Origin of the sequence: Nocardioides sp. (assembly GCF_036503465.1) — a bacterium.
In the GTDB taxonomy this organism is placed as follows: domain Bacteria; phylum Actinomycetota; class Actinomycetes; order Propionibacteriales; family Nocardioidaceae; genus Nocardioides.
The window spans coordinates 78,354-92,859 of record NZ_DASXWU010000023.1 but is presented as its reverse complement, the minus strand read 5'-3'; the positions used below and the strand labels follow the sequence as shown (position 1 = coordinate 92,859).

Sequence of the window (14,506 nt, the reverse complement as noted above, 5' to 3'; positions counted from 1 at the left end):
TGACGATCGATGCGGGGCTGCTTCCTGGTCCCACCTCACGCGACGTCCCGGCGCCTGACCAGCCACAGCGAGGCCACCGGGAGGACGACGGCCCAGGCAGCGACGGTCACCACGGCTCGGACGGCGGGCAAGGTGTCGAGCAGTCCCGGGGTCGCGTCGGGACCGCCGGCGCCGACGATGCTGCCGATCAGGGAGCCGGCCGCCGTACCGGGAAGGAAGTGGGTGAACACGGCGACGGCCTGCAGCGAGGTGCCGACGCCGCGGAGCAGCCCCTCGATCACCAGCGCCCAGACCAGGCCCAGACCGACCGACACGGCGGGGCTCCGGGCCAGGGTGCCCAGGAAGTAGCCCGCGAGTGCCCACATCTCCATCACCAGCAGCCCGCCGCCGAAGGACTGCAGAAGATCACCTGGATGTGACCACGTGACCGGCTGCGACTCCAAGCCTGCGACACCGAGCGCCAGCAGCGTGTCGGAAACCAGCGTGACCACCACCAGGCCGGCGACCAGGACCACCACGGCCCACATCGAGCCGAGCATCGTGGTGACCCGCGACGGGCCTTGGGTGAAGACGGTCTTCCAGGTGCCCCAGCCGTAGCCGTTGCCGGCCACGATCGCGCCGAGCACCATCATGATGGCGCCGCCGAACAGTGGCATCCCCTGCGGCAGCGTGTTGGCGACGCCCGACGGCACGATCGTGGCGAGCACGTCGGCGCGGGTCTGACCCTCGTTGGAGAAGCTGTTGTCGCCGCTGGTGTAGGTGACGAAGTTGAACACGTAGCCGAACATCGCGTTCAGCAGCAGCCACGCCGTGACCGTCACCCAGAAGGCGGGCCACCGCCGGAGCCGGAACAGCTCGGCGCGGACGGTTCGGGACAGTGCGTTCATCGCAGGATCTCCGTTCCGGGCTCGACGAGCCCACGGTCGGTGTCGAGCTCGAGCCGGGTCATCTCGAAGAAGACCTCCTCGAGGGTGCGTTCGGTGACGACCGCCTCGTGCACGTCCAGGCCGTCCGCCACGAGGGCACGGACGACGTCCGGCGTCCGGTCGTCGGGTACGTCGAGGAGTACGGCGTCGCCGGACAGCTCGGCGTTCTCCGTGAAGCGCATGCCGACCGTCAGCGCCCGGTCGAGCGGTGCGGCGACCACGCGGAGCCGCCGCCCTCCGCGCAGGGCGGACACGGTGGACTCCTCGAGCAGCCGGCCACGGGAGATCACGCCGACCCGGTCGCAGATCTCCTCGACCTCGGCCAGCAGGTGACTCGAGAGCAGGACGGTCTGGCCGCCCCGCGCGAGGTCGACGATCAGGGCACGCATATCGGCCATGCCGCCCGGGTCCAGACCGTTGGTGGGCTCGTCCAGCACGATCAGGTCGGGGTCGCCCATCAGCGCCGCCGCCACCCCGAGCCGCTGCTTCATGCCCAGCGAGTACGTCTTGAACCGGTCGCCCCCTCGGTCGCTCAGGTCGACCCGCTCGAGCGCCGCATCGGCTGCGGCGTCAGGAAGGCCGCGATAGCGAGCCATCACGTGCAGGTTCGCGCGGCCGGACAGGTACGGGTAGAAGCCCGGACCCTCGATCAGCGCGCCCACGCGGCCGATGGCCGCGGGGTCGCCGGCCGGGCGGCCGAGGACAGTCGCCGAGCCGGAGGTGGGGTGCACCAGTCCCAGGCTCATCCGCAGGGTGGTGGTCTTGCCCGCGCCGTTCGGGCCCAGGAAGCCGTACACCTCGCCCCGCCGCACGGTCATGGTCACGCAGTCGACGGCGAGGCGGTCGCCGTACCGCTTGGTCAGGCTCTTCGTCTCGAGCACCAGGTCATCCATGTCCTCGAGCCTCGTCGGTGGCGGCTTCCCCGTCGTCCGACGACGAGCGGCGTCGTCGTACGCGGATCTGCGTACGACGGATACGCGGCCGCCGGTACGTCGGCGCCCCGCCCCGCGCCTAGGGTCGGGGCCGTGACCGGGATACGCGACTGGCTGCGGGCGCACTGGTGGGTGCTCCTGCTGCTCGTCGTGACCCTTGCCGGGACTCTCGGTCGTTGGCACGACCGGCCCAAGACAGGTGCGGGCATCCTGGCCGGGATCGCGGTGCTCGTGCTGCTCGGCCGCAGATGGCGACCCGAGCTCACCTGGCTGGCGAACGCCGCGGCGGTCACCTCCTACTTCGCGCTCGGGTACGGCGACGGGCCGATCTACCTGAGCATCCTCGCCTCGGCCTACGCGCTCACCTCGCGGTGGCCGCCGCGCCGGTGGTGGCCCTACGCCCTCGCCGCCGCGCCGATCGCGGCAGCCATCGCCAGCCGGTGGGCGGACCAGCCGCCGGGATCCGTGGCCGCGCGGATCGTCTGGTTCGTGGCGGTGCTCTCGGCGTCCGCGGCGATCGGCGCGGCGATGCGCACCCGCACCGAGACGCGGCGCGAGCACGCTCGGCGTACGGCGACGGAGGAGCGGCTCCGGATGGCCCAGGACCTGCACGACGGTGTCGGGCACGGGCTGGCGGTGATCGCGATGCAGGCGGGGGTGGCGCTGCACGTGCTCGACCGCGATCCGGTGAAGGCCCGCGAGTCGCTGTTGGCCATCCGGGAGACGAGCCGCGAGTCGTTGGACGCCCTCCGAGCCGAGCTGAGCCGTCTCTCGGCGGAGCCGGGCGGAGGTCCCCGGACCGTGCGCAACGGCCTGGCGGACCTGGCCGGGCTGGTCGCCCGGGTCCGTGCCGGTGGGCTCGACGTCGACCTGCACAGCACGTCCGAGCCGGTGCGCGACGAGATCGGAGCAGCCGCCTACCTGGTCGTGCAGGAGGCGCTGACCAACGTGCTGCGTCACAGCGGAGCCACGTCGGCGCGGGTCGACGTGAGCGAGGAGCCCGGGGCCGTTGTGGTGACCGTCGTCGACGACGGGCAGGGTGGTGCCGTGAGCGAGGGGCTGGGCATCGGCAGCATGCGCGCCCGGGTCGAGCGGCTCGGTGGGACGCTGAGCGTCGGGCCGACTTCAGGTGGGTTCGAGGTGCGCGCGGTCATCCCGTCGGTCGTCCCATGATCCGGGTGGCGGTGGTCGACGACCAGGCGCTGGTTCGCACCGGGTTGCGCACGCTGATCGAGTCCGAGCCGGACCTCGAGCTGGTCGGGGAGGCCGGTGACGGCCGGACCGGGCTCGGGCTGGTCCGGGCCACCCGCCCCGACGTGGTCCTGTGCGACATCCGGATGCCGGTGCTGGACGGGCTGGCGCTGCTCGCCGAGGTGACCGCCGACGCGGACCTGGACGCCGTACGCGTCGTGATGCTGACGACGTTCGAGCTCGACGAGTACGTCTTCGAGGCGCTGCGGTCGGGCGCGAGCGGGTTCCTGCTCAAGGACGCCGAGCCGACCGCGCTCCTGGACGCGATCCGGGTCGTCGCGGACGGTGGCTCGCTGCTCGCACCGTCGGTGACCCGCCGGGTGATCGAGCACTTCGGCTCGGCGGCTCCGGCGGCCGATCCTCACCCGCGGCTGGGTGACCTGACCGATCGGGAGCGCGAGATGGTGGCATGGGTAGCGACCGGGATGTCGAACGCCGAGATCGCGCGGCAGCTCGTCGTCAGCCCCGACACCGTGCGCACGCACGTCAGCCGGGCGATGGTCAAGCTCGGCGCGCGAGACCGCGCTCAGCTGGTGGTGTTCGCACTCCGTTCGGGGCTCATGCCGCCGGTGTGATCCGCCCACCTCCTACGGGTGAGCTCGTAGCCCACCTCGCCCCGGTCGGTGCCGGGGAGCGGGGCGGCGAAGTCCTCATGCCAGGTGCGGACGTGCACCATGCCGAGCTTCTCCATCACCCGCCTCGAGCGCGTGTTCACCGCCATCGTCCCCGCCGCCACGCGCTCGATCCCGGGGATCGTGAAGGCATGGGCGAGCATCGCGTGGCAGCCCTCGGTGGCGAGCCCGCGTCCCCAGGCCTCTCGCCGGAGGCGGTATCCCAGTCCGGCCAGGGTGTCGTCGCCGGCGTAGTGGCTGGTCGACCACCAGCCGACGAAGCCGCCTCCGGCCGCGGTCTCGAACCCGGCCCAGTAGCCCAGCCCGCGCTCCTCGTCGCTCTGCGGCCCGCGCCGCCGCTCCCACTCGGCGTACGTCTCCTCGGGGGTCGCCGCTCGACCGATGAGGAACCGCATCACCTCGGGGTCGGAGTTGAGCTCGACCAGCAGGGGCAGGTGCTCGTCGGCCACCGGCTCGAGGGTCAGTCGTGTCGTATGGAGGGTGGGCCTCATGACCGCCGCGGCCGCCTGCAGCACTCACTCCGCCCAGGTGGAGTCCCAGCCCTCGACCGAGGAAGCAGGTCGGGCCGGCGGGCCGGTGTAGACCGCCGACGGACGGATCAGCCGGCCGGTGCGCTTCTGCTCGAGGATGTGGGCGGACCAGCCGCCGGTGCGGGCACACGTGAACATCGAGGTGAACATCGTCGCCGGCACCTCGGCGAAGTCGAGCACGATCGCGGCCCAGAACTCGACGTTCGTCTCGAGCACCCGGTCGGGGCGACGGGCGCGGAGCTCGGCCAGCGCGGCCTTCTCCAGGGCCTCGGCGACCTCGTAGCGCGGGGCGTCGAGTTCGCGCGCCGTACGTCGCAGGACGCGAGCGCGTGGATCCTCGGCGCGGTAGACCCGGTGGCCGAATCCCATCAGCCGTTCGCCGCGGTCGAGCAGCGACTTGACGTAGGCCTCGGCGTCGCCGGTGCGCTCGACCTCCTCGATCATCCCGAGCACCCGCGACGGGGCGCCGCCGTGCAGCGGACCGCTCATCGCGCCGATGGCGCCGGAGAACGCCGCCGCGACGTCCGCGCCGGTCGAGGTGATGACCCGGGCGGTGAAGGTCGAGGCGTTCATGCCGTGCTCGGCGGCCGAGCTCCAGTAGGCGTCGATCGCCTTGGTGTGCTTGGGATCGGCCTCGCCGTGCCAGCGGATCAGGAACTTCTCGGCCAGCGTCGTGCCCTGGTCGACCTCGCGCTGGGTGACCACCGGCCTCCCGAGGCCACGGGCCGACTGGGCGGCGTACGACAGCACCATCACCGCTACCCGAGAGAGGTCGAGGCGCGCCTGCTCGTCGGAGATGTCATAGGTCTGCCCCATGCCGAGCATCGGCGCGAGCATCGCCACCGACGCCTGGACGTCGGCCCGCACGTCGCCGGTGTGGATCGCGATGTTGTACGGCTCGGCGGGCGGAAGCCCGGGCTCGAACCGGCCGTCGACGAGGAGGCCCCAGACCTTCTCGAACGGCACCCGCCCCACCAGCTCCTCGATGTCGACGCCGCGGTAGCGGAGCGCTGACCCCTCCTTGTCGGGCTCGGCGATCTCGGTCGCGAACGCGACCACGCCCTCGAGGCCCTCGTGGATCTGGGGCTGTTGCTCGCTCATCGGCCGCTCCTGTGTCGTTGCCAGCTCGATTCTCCCCCGGGGTGGGGACGGAGGCATCACGAGGGCCGGTGGCCGGTGGTTGGATTGACGATGTGACCGACCGGTATGCCGACCTGCGCCGCGAGTACGCCCTCGGCGGTCTGACGGAGGCCGACCTGGCTCCCGACCCGTTCGCGATGTTCCAGCGGTGGTACCACGACGCCGTCACAGCCGGGGTCTACGAGCCGAACGCGATGGTGGTGGCCTCGGCGTCGGCCGACGGACGGCCTTCGGCGCGGCTGGTGCTGCTCAAGGGCTTCACGCCCGCGGGCTGGGTGTTCTTCACCAACCTCGGCTCGCGCAAGGGGACCGAGCTGGCGGCCAACCCTCGCGTCGCGCTGCTCTTCCCCTGGCATCCGCTCGAACGCCAGGTGAGGGTGGACGGCACCGCCTCGGAGCTCGCTCGGGACGAGGTGGCGGCGTACTTCAAGACTCGGCCTCGCGGCTCGCAGCTCGGCGCCCATGCCTCGCACCAGTCCCGCGAGGTCGGCTCGCGGCAGGAGCTGGACGACGCCTGGGCGGTCGCGGACTCGGCGTACCCCGACGAGGTGCCGGTGCCGGAGGAGTGGGGCGGCTTCCGGGTCGAGCCCGAGGCCGTGGAGTTCTGGCAGGGGAGGCCGGGTCGGATGCACGACCGGCTGGTCTACCGCCGGGACGGCGACGGCTGGTCGGTGCACCGCCTGGCGCCGTAGTCGATCCGTCCCCGGCCGGGCTCCGGCGGCGCGCCGTCGAAAAGCGCCCGTACGGACGCTCCGATCCCTATCTTGGCCGGGTGCGTCTCTCGGTGCTGGCTCCCCTGGCCCTGCTCGCCGCGACGGCGGTCGCTGTCCCGTCGTACGCCGGCGCTGCGGTGCGCCCGGCCCCCGGCGCGCCAGCTCTGAACGGTGCCGAGCCGGCCCTGCGGACCACCCTCGCGACCACGACGGACCGTGGCGTCGAGCGGGTGGCGGTGCCGAAGGAGGCGCGAGCGGCGGACACCAGCAATCCGACGCGCGTCATCGGCCGCGGGACACCCGCGAGCTGCACCTCCCGGAAGGTGGTGCGCGCCGTCGCGAAGGGCGGCGTCATCACGTTCCGCTGCGGCCCGGACCCGGTGGTGATCCGGATGCGACACACGGTCAAGGTCAACAACACCCACCGCCGCGTCGTGCTCGACGGCGGCGGGCTGGTCACCCTCTCGGGCGCGGGCAAGCGGCGGATCCTCTACGAGAACGCCTGTGACCCGAGCCGAGGGCTGCGGCTGCGCAACTGCCAGGACAGCCCTCGCCCGCAGCTGGTCGTGCAGAACATCGGGCTCGCCAACGGCAACTCGAGCGGCGACCTCGACTACGGCGGCGGTGGTGGCGCGATCTTCTCCTACGGCGGGCGGCTCAAGGTCGTGAACGTGACCTTCACCGACAACCGCTGCGACCGGACCGGTCCCGACCTCGGGGGTGGGGCGGTCCGGGCGCGATTCCAGTACCACAACGAGCCGGTGTACGTCGTGCACAGCACCTTCGTCGGCGGGCGCTGCAGCAACGGGGCTGCGCTGAGCAGCATCAACGTCTCGTGGACCGTCCTGAACAGCGTCTTCAGCGGGAACCGGGCGATCGGCTACGGCGCCAACCCCCGACGCCCGCACACCCCGGGCGGCGGGTCCGGCGGTGCGATCTACACCGACGGTGAGGACTACACGGTGCGGATCGGCGGCACCCTGATGCGGCGCAACCACGCGAACGAGGGCGGAGGGGCGGTCTTCTACGTCAGCAACGACCGCACCGGTCGACTGCACATCTACTGGTCGACGCTGAAGGACAACGTCAGCGAGCGGTTCGAGACCCGGCCCGGGATCTTCTACGAGGGCCACGGCCCCATCGACGTCCGCCACTCCATCATCCGCTGAGCCGGATGGTCCCCGACGTCCTGGTCGCCCGGACCGCCCCGGGGACGACCATTTCGTCGGGGACCATCCGAACAATTCATTTGTGAGTGAGCGCTCACTCAGTTACTGTGGCGGGCGATGTCTCCTCGTGCCACCGCCATGTCACCCGACGACCGCCGTACGGCGCTCATCCAGGCCACCCTGCCCCTGCTCCGTGAGCACGGGCGGGGGGTGACGACGCGACAGATCGCCGAGGCGGCCGGGGTGGCCGAGGGCACGATCTTCAGGGTCTTCCCCTCGAAGGAGGAGCTGGTCGAGGCCGCGATCACGTCGGTGTTCGGGCCCGGGCACTTCGAGCACGACCTCGACGACGTGGACGTCGACGCCCCCCTGCGCGACCGTCTGGTCGCGATGGTGACCGTCTTCCAGCGCCGCCTCCAGGAGATCTTCGGGCTGATGCGCGCCGTCGGCATGGTGGCGCCGCCCGACCACGACTCGAAGAGCGCCGCGAAGGCGCGCGCCGAGGCTCGCAGGCGGCTCGTGGCCCTCGTGGAGCCGGACGCCGACAAGCTCACCATCCCGCCGGCGGACCTGGTCCACATCCTCCGGTTGCTCACGTTCTCGGCCAGCCACCACGAGATCGCCGACGGCCGGCTCCTGACCCCCACCGAGATCGTCGGGGTCGTCCTCGACGGCGTCCTGAAGAAGGAAGTCTGATGCTGCGCGACCTGTCCAGCCTCGTCCGCCGCTTCCTCGCGGCCTACCGCGGCCCCCTCACCGTGGTCGTCGGCCTGCAGTTCGTCGGCACCGTGATGGCGCTGTACCTGCCCAGCCTGAACGCCGACATCATCGACAAGGGCGTCGTCACCGGCGACACCGGCTACATCGTCCGCACGGGCGCGATCATGCTCGGCGTCGCCCTCGTCCAGATCTGCTGCTCGATCGGGGCGGTCTGGTTCGGTGCACGTACGGCGATGGGCTTCGGCCGCGACGTGCGCGCGGCAATCTTCCACCGCGTCGGCAGCTTCAGCCAGCGCGAGGTCCAGCACTTCGGCGCACCCAGCCTGATCACCCGCGAGACCAACGACGTGCAGCAGGTGCAGATGCTCGTGCTGATGTCCTGCACGCTGATGGTGATGGCGCCGATCATGATGGTGGGCGGCATCGTGATGGCCGTCCGCGAGGACGTCGGGTTGTCGTGGTTGGTGGCCGTGACAGTCCCGGTCCTGGCGCTGTGCCTCAGCCTGATCGTCACCCGGATGGTGCCGAGCTTCCGTCTCATGCAGAGCCGGATCGACGAGGTCAACCGGCTGCTGCGCGAGCAGATCACCGGCGTCCGGGTGGTGCGGGCCTTCGTCCGCGAGCCGCTGGAGACCGAGCGCTTCGCGACGGCCAACACCGATCTCACCGCCGTGGCCGTCCGCGCCGGCCGCTACATCGCGTTGATGTTCCCGACGGTGATGCTGGTGGCGAACGTCGCGTCCGTCGGCGTGCTCTGGTTCGGCGGGCACCGGGTCGACTCCGGGGCCATGCAGGTGGGTGCGCTGACGGCGTACCTCTCCTACCTCATGCAGATCGTGATGTCGGTGATGATGGGCACCTTCATGATGATGATGATCCCGAGGTCGGCGGTCTGCGCCGACCGGATCAACGAGGTGCTGCAGACCACGACCTCGGTCCCGGAGCCCGACGACCCGGTGAGCGACCTGCCCGAGCACGGCACGCTGCGGCTCGACGGCGTCGACTTCAGCTACCCCGGCGCCGACCTGCCGGTGCTGCGCGACCTGTCGTTCGAGGCCCGGCCCGGGCAGACGGTTGCGGTGATCGGCTCGACCGGGGCCGGCAAGAGCACCCTGGTCAACCTGGTTCCGCGCCTCTTCGACGTCACCGGCGGCGCCCTCCAGGTCGACGGCGTCGACGTACGCCGCCTCGACCCGGAGCGGCTGTGGTCCCTGATCGGCCTGGTGCCGCAGAGGGCCTACCTGTTCTCCGGCACGGTCAGGTCCAACCTGCTGCACGGCAAGCCCGACGCCACCGACGACGAGCTGTGGGAGGCGCTACGGATCGCCCAGGCGGACGACTTCGTGCTGGCCATGCCCGAGGCCCTCGACGCCCCGATCGCCCAGGGCGGCACCAACCTCAGCGGCGGCCAGCGGCAGCGGCTCGCGATCGCCCGGGCCGTCGTACGGCGTCCGGAGATCTACCTGTTCGACGACTCCTTCTCGGCGCTCGACCTCGCCACCGACGCGCGGCTCCGGAGCGCGTTGCGCCCGGTCACCCGCGACGCCACGGTGCTGATCGTGGCCCAGCGGGTGTCCACGATCCGCGACGCCGACCTGATCCTCGTGCTCGAGGACGGCGTGGTGGTCGGGCGGGGGCGGCACCACGAGCTGCTCGACACCTGCTCGACGTACCAGGAGATCGTCGCATCCCAGCTGAGCGCCGAGGAGGCCGTGGCATGACGACCGGGACGAAGGGCCGCGGGCCCGTGCCCGTTCCCCGCGGCGAGCCCAGCGGGGTCCCCGTCGGTGGGCCCGGCACCGCGTCCAAGACCGGGCAGCTCAAGGAGACCGAACGGATCACGGCCGGGCACGGGGGACCCGGCCGGGGTCCGTTCGGCGGCGGCATGGTCGGCCAGAAGGCCAACGACTTCAAGCCGTCTGCCAAGCGGCTCGTCCGCCGGATGGCGCCCGAGCGGACCAAGGCGATCGCGGTCGTGGTCCTGGCGGTCTGCAGCGTCGCGCTGATGTCCCTGGGTCCGCGGATCCTGGGACGTGCCACCGACCTGATCTTCGCCGGCATCCTCGGCAGGAACCTCGCCGGCCAGGTGCCCGACGGCACCTCGCAGGAACAGGTGGTCCGGCACCTCCAGCAGGCGGGCGACGACAAGCAGGCCTCGATGATCGCCTCGATGAAGCACTTCGTGGTCGGCCAGGGCGTGGACTTCACCGCCGTCGGGCACGTCCTCCTGCTGGTCCTCGGCGTGTACGCCGCGGCGTCGCTGCTGGCGGGGCTCCAGGGGTACCTGCTCAACGACGTCGTGCAGCGCACGATCTTCCGGATGCGGTCCGACGTCGAGGACAAGGTCAACGCGCTGCCGTTGAGCTACTTCGACCAGCAGCCGCGCGGCGAGCTGCTGAGCCGGGTCACCAACGACATCGACAACGTCAGCCAGACCCTGCAGCAGACGATGAGCCAGCTGCTGAGCTCGCTGCTGACCGTGCTCTTCGTGGTCGGCTTCATGTTCTCGATCTCGTGGGAGCTCGCGCTCGTCGCCCTGGTGACGGTGCCGATCACGATGGTGGTCAGCGGCCAGGTGATGAAGCGCAGCCAGGGCATGTTCATCGACCAGTGGCGGCGTACCGGGAAGCTCAACGCCCACATCGAGGAGACCTTCTCCGGCAACGCCCTGGTCAAGGTCTTCGGCCGGCAGCGGGAGGTCGAGGAGACCTTCGCCGAGGAGAACGAGAAGCTCTACCAGGCCTCGTTCGGCGCGCAGTTCGTGAGTGGGCTGATCATGCCGACGATGATGTTCATCGGGAACCTCAACTACGTCGTGATCGCGGTGCTCGGTGGTCTCAAGGTGGCCAACGGCTCGATCTCGTTGGGTGAGGTGCAGGCGTTCATCCAGTACTCCCGCCAGTTCACCCAGCCGCTGACCCAGGTCGCCTCGATGGCCAACCTCCTGCAGTCCGGCGTCGCCAGCGCCGAGCGCGTCTTCGAGCTGCTCGACGCGCCGGAGCAGGAGCCCGACGCCACGGGGACGCCGGCGGCGGCCGAGCGTCGACACGGGGAGGTCCGCTTCGAGGACGTCTCGTTCTCCTACGACCCCGGGTCACCACTGATCCAGGGCCTCTCGCTGGTCGCCGATCCCGGACACACGGTGGCGATCGTCGGGCCGACCGGTGCGGGGAAGACCACGCTGGTCAACCTGGTGATGCGGTTCTACGACGTCTCCTCCGGCCGGATCACCCTCGACGGGGTCGACATCGCCTCGATGCCGCGGGCGGCGCTGCGCGAGCAGATCGGGATGGTGCTGCAGGACACCTGGCTGTTCGAGGGCACGATCCGCGACAACATCGCCTACGGTCGGCCCGGCGCCACCGAGGAGGAGATCCTCCGTGCCGCGCGCGCGACGTACGTCGACCGTTTCGTGCACTCCTTGCCCGACGGCTACGACACCCGGCTCGAGGAAGAGGGGACCAACCTGTCGGCCGGCGAGCGGCAGCTGGTCACGATCGCGCGGGCGTTCCTGTCCGACCCCGACCTGCTGATCCTCGACGAGGCCACGTCGTCGGTCGACACCCGCACCGAGCTGCTCCTGCAGCAGGCGATGGCGGCGCTGCGGACCGATCGCACGTCGTTCGTGATCGCGCACCGGCTCTCGACGATCCGTGACGCCGACCTGATCCTGGTGATGGAGGACGGCGCGATCGTCGAACAGGGCACGCACGAGTCGCTGCTCGAGTCCGGTGGGGCGTACGCGCGGCTGTACAACGCGCAGTTCGTCGCGCCGGAGGAGAGCGCGGTCGCCTGAGGCGCGGGTCGAGCGGGTCGAGGATCAGACGGGCTTGACCTCGGGGTCCGGCGGCGGAGCGTTCGGCTCCGGGCTGGGCTCGGTCCCCGGCGCCGGCTCACCTGGCGGTGCCGCAGGGTCTCCGCTGGGGACGACGTCCGGGTCTTCCACGGGTTCGTTCGGTGTAGTGGTCATGCCCTTCGGTACCCGGCCGGGGCGGCGGCATGTGGTCGGGTCGACGGCCGCCCGGGACACGGCGTGCAGAAGACACATCGGAAACCTGTTGAGCAGTCTTGGGCCGACGGGTTAGCGTCGTCGTACACGGGAAAGGAGGTGGTCCAGAGTTGAGTACTTATAGGACGCGTGAGGTGGCTGCGGTCTAGCAGCAACCGGCCAGCCCGAAGTACTGCTGGCAATCCCAACGCAGACACCCGACCCGCAGGTGATCCGGCCAACGTCCGGCCGGAGGGACCCGGACTCTTCCGTGGTCACACCTGCGGGTCGTCTGCGTCTCGGAGATAGTACGGATCGCCCGGCCGGTGATCTGTCGGTCCGGAGCAGCCTGCTGATCCGTACTATCCGCTCGTGGCGCACCGGGTTCCGGTGAAGTTGTTGCCTGTGGCAACCTTGTCTTGTGAACTCCGACCGGCCGGGTACTAGATTGCGTCGAAATGTCGCGAGCTGACGAGCTGGGCCGTCTCGAGCAGGAGATCGGCGTGCTGATCCGCCGGGTCAAGCGGGTGATCGGCGAGCGGGCCCGCGCCGTGCATCCCGACCTGCACCCCGCGTCGTACCTGATGCTCACCTACCTGGCCGCCGAGGGCCATCAGCGGTCGTCGGTGATGTCGGAGCGGATGAACGTCGACAAGGGCGCGATCAGCCGTCAGGTGCAGCACCTGTGCGACCTCGGCCTGCTCGAGCGCGAGCGCGACCCGGACGACGGGCGCGCGATCCTGATCTCGGCCAGCGAGGACGCCGTACGCCGGATGCAGGCCGTCGACCGCGACCGCCGACGGTGGCTGGAAGGTCAGCTGGCCGAGTGGTCGGAGAGCGACCTGAGCAGCCTCGTCTCCTCGCTCGCCCGCTACAACCAAGCCCTCGACTGACAGCGTCAGGCCAGCCAGACCGCGGTGTCGGGCGGGAGCAGACCCTCGTGCAGGGGGCCGCTCGCGATCACGACCTCGCCGGCGGGCATCCGCGCCGGGCGGGAGCCGCAGTTGCAGAGGATGGTGAGCTCTCCCCGACGCAGGTGCAGCACGGTCGAACGGCCCTCGACGATCTCGACGTCGTCACCGGCGCCGGCGAAGGTACGCCGCGCCCGCAGCGCCGAGCGGTAGAAGGACCAGGTCGAGCGCGGGTCCTTCCTCTGGGCGGCGACGGTCAGGGGAGCCCAGTCGTCGGGCATCGGGAGCCATGGTGTGGTCCTGGCGGGCCCGAAGCCGTACGGCGTACGCGATCCCCGCCAGGGGATCGGCACGCGGGCGCCGTCGCGCCCCGGCTTCCCGGTGCGGAACCAGGAGGGATCGGCCCGGCTCTCGGGAGGTACGTCGACCTCCTGGAGCCCGAGCTCCTCTCCTTGGTAGAGGTACGCCGATCCCGGCAGCCCCAGCATCGTCAGCGTGGCTGCCCTGGCCCGGGCCAGCCCCCGCGCGCCGCCGCCGTACCTGGTCGGGTGGCGGGCGACGTCATGGTTGGACAGCACCCAGGTGGGTGCCGCGTCGACCGGTGCGACGGCGGTGAGCGTCCCGCGCACGACGTCGGCGAAGGCTGCGGCCGACCACGGTGCCAGCAGCCAGGCGAAGTTGAACGCCTGGTGCAGCTCGTCGCGCCGGACGTAGCGCGCCATCGACTCCGGGGTCCGGGTCCAGGCCTCGGCGACGGCCATCCGGTCCCCGTCGTACTCCTCGAGCAGCCGGCGCCAGGAGCGGTAGACCTCGTGCACCTCGGGCTGGTCCCACATCGGCTCGTCGAGGACCGTGCGCTCGACCATCGCGCGGTCCTCGCGGTCCCGGGGGAGGTCGCTGCCGCCACCGTGGGTGCCACGGCGCTGGTCGCGCAGGCTCTTCACCTTGAACAGGCCGTGCGCCACGTCGACCCGGAAGCCGTCGACCCCGCGGTCGAGCCAGAACCGCAGCACCTCCTCGAACAACGCCGGAACCTCGGGGTTGCGCCAGTCGAGGTCTGGCTGGGACGAGTCGAAGAGGTGGAGGTACCACTCACCGTCGGGCACCCGGGTCCAGGCCGGGCCGCCGAAGACCGACTCCCAGTTGTTCGGGGGACGGTCGCCACCGCGGCCCCGGCCGCGGCGGAACAGGTAGCGCGCCCGCTCGGGGCTGCCCGGCTCCGCTGCCAGGGCTTCCTGGAACCAGGGGTGGTCGGACGACGTGAGGTTGGGCACCAGGTCGACCACGACCTGCAGGCCCAGGTCGTGGGCGCGGCCGAGCAGGTCGTCGACGTCGCTGAGCCGGCCGAAGCGCGGGTCGACACCGCGGTAGTCGCTCACGTCGTACCCGGCGTCGCGCTGCGGCGAGGGGTAGAACGGCGTGAGCCACACGGCGTCGACGCCGAGGTCGCGCAGGTAGCTCAGCCGTGAGGTGACCCCGGGGAGGTCGCCCAGGCCGTCGCCGTCGGCGTCGGCGAAGCTGCGGACGTAGACCTGGTAGAAGACGGCGTCGCGCCACCAGGGCCCCGAGATCGTGGTCGAGTCCACCATGTCGG

Annotated in this window: 13 protein-coding genes; 8 read left to right on the top strand and 5 right to left on the bottom strand. The window is 71.1% G+C overall.

Annotated features, from left to right (window positions below; all coding sequences use genetic code 11):
• Nucleotides 1–35: 35 nt before the first annotated feature.
• Together VGK78_RS03690 and VGK78_RS03685 are read right to left on the bottom strand one after the other, a co-directional pair.
• A complete protein-coding gene (locus VGK78_RS03690; RefSeq protein WP_331525998.1) occupies nt 36–887 on the bottom strand; it encodes an ABC transporter permease subunit in 852 nt (283 codons plus the stop codon).
• Nucleotides 884–1,819: an ABC transporter ATP-binding protein gene (locus VGK78_RS03685; RefSeq protein WP_331525997.1), complete on the bottom strand. Its 936-nt coding sequence runs from the start codon at nt 1,817–1,819 to the stop codon at nt 884–886. The genes VGK78_RS03690 and VGK78_RS03685 overlap by 4 nt, the downstream gene beginning before the upstream one ends.
• 132 nt (nt 1,820–1,951) lie before the next feature.
• Between VGK78_RS03685 and VGK78_RS03680 the strand changes: the two genes are divergently transcribed.
• Both VGK78_RS03680 and VGK78_RS03675 read left to right on the top strand, forming a co-directional pair.
• Nucleotides 1,952–3,031 carry a sensor histidine kinase gene (locus VGK78_RS03680; RefSeq protein ID WP_331525996.1) on the top strand — a complete coding sequence of 360 codons (1,080 nt, stop codon included), beginning with the start codon at nt 1,952–1,954 and terminating at the stop codon, nt 3,029–3,031.
• Entirely contained in the window at nt 3,028–3,684 is a 657-nt protein-coding gene (locus VGK78_RS03675; RefSeq protein WP_331525995.1) for a response regulator transcription factor, read from the top strand. The genes VGK78_RS03680 and VGK78_RS03675 overlap by 4 nt, the downstream gene beginning before the upstream one ends.
• On the opposite strand, the gene VGK78_RS03670 is transcribed toward VGK78_RS03675, so the two are convergent.
• Both VGK78_RS03670 and VGK78_RS03665 read right to left on the bottom strand, forming a co-directional pair.
• On the bottom strand, nt 3,636–4,232 hold the full coding sequence (locus tag VGK78_RS03670; RefSeq protein ID WP_331525994.1) for a GNAT family N-acetyltransferase: 597 nt from the start codon (nt 4,230–4,232) through the stop codon (nt 3,636–3,638). The genes VGK78_RS03675 and VGK78_RS03670 overlap by 49 nt on opposite strands.
• 24 nt (nt 4,233–4,256) lie before the next feature.
• Complete coding sequence (locus tag VGK78_RS03665; protein WP_331525993.1) at nt 4,257–5,372, bottom strand: citrate synthase 2; 1,116 nt, start codon at nt 5,370–5,372, stop codon at nt 4,257–4,259.
• A 92-nt stretch (nt 5,373–5,464) separates the two neighbouring features.
• Here VGK78_RS03665 and pdxH point away from each other — a divergent pair, with 92 nt between their 5' ends.
• The 6 genes from pdxH to VGK78_RS03635 all read left to right on the top strand — a co-directional run bounded on the left by pdxH (nt 5,465) and on the right by VGK78_RS03635 (nt 12,894).
• Nucleotides 5,465–6,103, top strand: coding sequence for a pyridoxamine 5'-phosphate oxidase (gene pdxH / locus VGK78_RS03660; protein ID WP_331525991.1), 639 nt, complete (start codon nt 5,465–5,467; stop codon nt 6,101–6,103).
• Nucleotides 6,104–6,183: 80 nt separating this feature from the next.
• Nucleotides 6,184–7,293, top strand: a complete 1,110-nt coding sequence (locus VGK78_RS03655) for a hypothetical protein (protein WP_331525989.1) — start codon at nt 6,184–6,186, stop codon at nt 7,291–7,293.
• Between the two features lie 117 nt (nt 7,294–7,410).
• Nucleotides 7,411–7,989, top strand: a complete 579-nt coding sequence (locus VGK78_RS03650) for a TetR/AcrR family transcriptional regulator (RefSeq protein WP_331525988.1) — start codon at nt 7,411–7,413, stop codon at nt 7,987–7,989.
• Nucleotides 7,989–9,734 (top strand): ABC transporter ATP-binding protein, encoded by a 1,746-nt coding sequence (locus VGK78_RS03645; RefSeq protein ID WP_414690625.1) that lies wholly within the window; start codon nt 7,989–7,991, stop codon nt 9,732–9,734. The genes VGK78_RS03650 and VGK78_RS03645 overlap by 1 nt, the downstream gene beginning before the upstream one ends.
• On the top strand, nt 9,731–11,809 hold the full coding sequence (locus VGK78_RS03640; RefSeq protein WP_414690624.1) for an ABC transporter ATP-binding protein: 2,079 nt from the start codon (nt 9,731–9,733) through the stop codon (nt 11,807–11,809). Before VGK78_RS03645 ends, VGK78_RS03640 begins: the two co-directional genes overlap by 4 nt.
• A 650-nt stretch (nt 11,810–12,459) precedes the next feature.
• Nucleotides 12,460–12,894: a MarR family winged helix-turn-helix transcriptional regulator gene (locus VGK78_RS03635; RefSeq protein ID WP_331525987.1), complete on the top strand. Its 435-nt coding sequence runs from the start codon at nt 12,460–12,462 to the stop codon at nt 12,892–12,894.
• A 5-nt stretch (nt 12,895–12,899) separates the two neighbouring features.
• Here VGK78_RS03635 and VGK78_RS03630 read toward each other — a convergent pair whose 3' ends face one another.
• Nucleotides 12,900–14,501, bottom strand: coding sequence for a glycoside hydrolase family 13 protein (locus tag VGK78_RS03630; protein ID WP_331525985.1), 1,602 nt, complete (start codon nt 14,499–14,501; stop codon nt 12,900–12,902).
• Nucleotides 14,502–14,506 lie beyond the last annotated feature (5 nt).

Excerpts from the sequence above, each read along its gene's own strand:
- VGK78_RS03690 (WP_331525998.1), bottom strand. The coding sequence starts at position 887 with ATGAACGCACTGTCCCGAACCGTCCGCGCCGAGCTGTTCCGGCTCCGG.
- VGK78_RS03685 (WP_331525997.1), bottom strand. The coding sequence starts at position 1,819 with ATGGATGACCTGGTGCTCGAGACGAAGAGCCTGACCAAGCGGTACGGC.
- VGK78_RS03675 (WP_331525995.1), top strand. The coding sequence starts at position 3,028 with ATGATCCGGGTGGCGGTGGTCGACGACCAGGCGCTGGTTCGCACCGGG.
- VGK78_RS03670 (WP_331525994.1), bottom strand. The coding sequence starts at position 4,232 with ATGAGGCCCACCCTCCATACGACACGACTGACCCTCGAGCCGGTGGCC.
- VGK78_RS03665 (WP_331525993.1), bottom strand. The coding sequence starts at position 5,372 with ATGAGCGAGCAACAGCCCCAGATCCACGAGGGCCTCGAGGGCGTGGTC.
- VGK78_RS03650 (WP_331525988.1), top strand. The coding sequence starts at position 7,411 with ATGTCTCCTCGTGCCACCGCCATGTCACCCGACGACCGCCGTACGGCG.
- VGK78_RS03645 (WP_414690625.1), top strand. The coding sequence starts at position 7,989 with ATGCTGCGCGACCTGTCCAGCCTCGTCCGCCGCTTCCTCGCGGCCTAC.
- VGK78_RS03640 (WP_414690624.1), top strand. The coding sequence starts at position 9,731 with ATGACGACCGGGACGAAGGGCCGCGGGCCCGTGCCCGTTCCCCGCGGC.
- VGK78_RS03635 (WP_331525987.1), top strand. The coding sequence starts at position 12,460 with ATGTCGCGAGCTGACGAGCTGGGCCGTCTCGAGCAGGAGATCGGCGTG.
- VGK78_RS03630 (WP_331525985.1), bottom strand. The coding sequence starts at position 14,501 with ATGGTGGACTCGACCACGATCTCGGGGCCCTGGTGGCGCGACGCCGTC.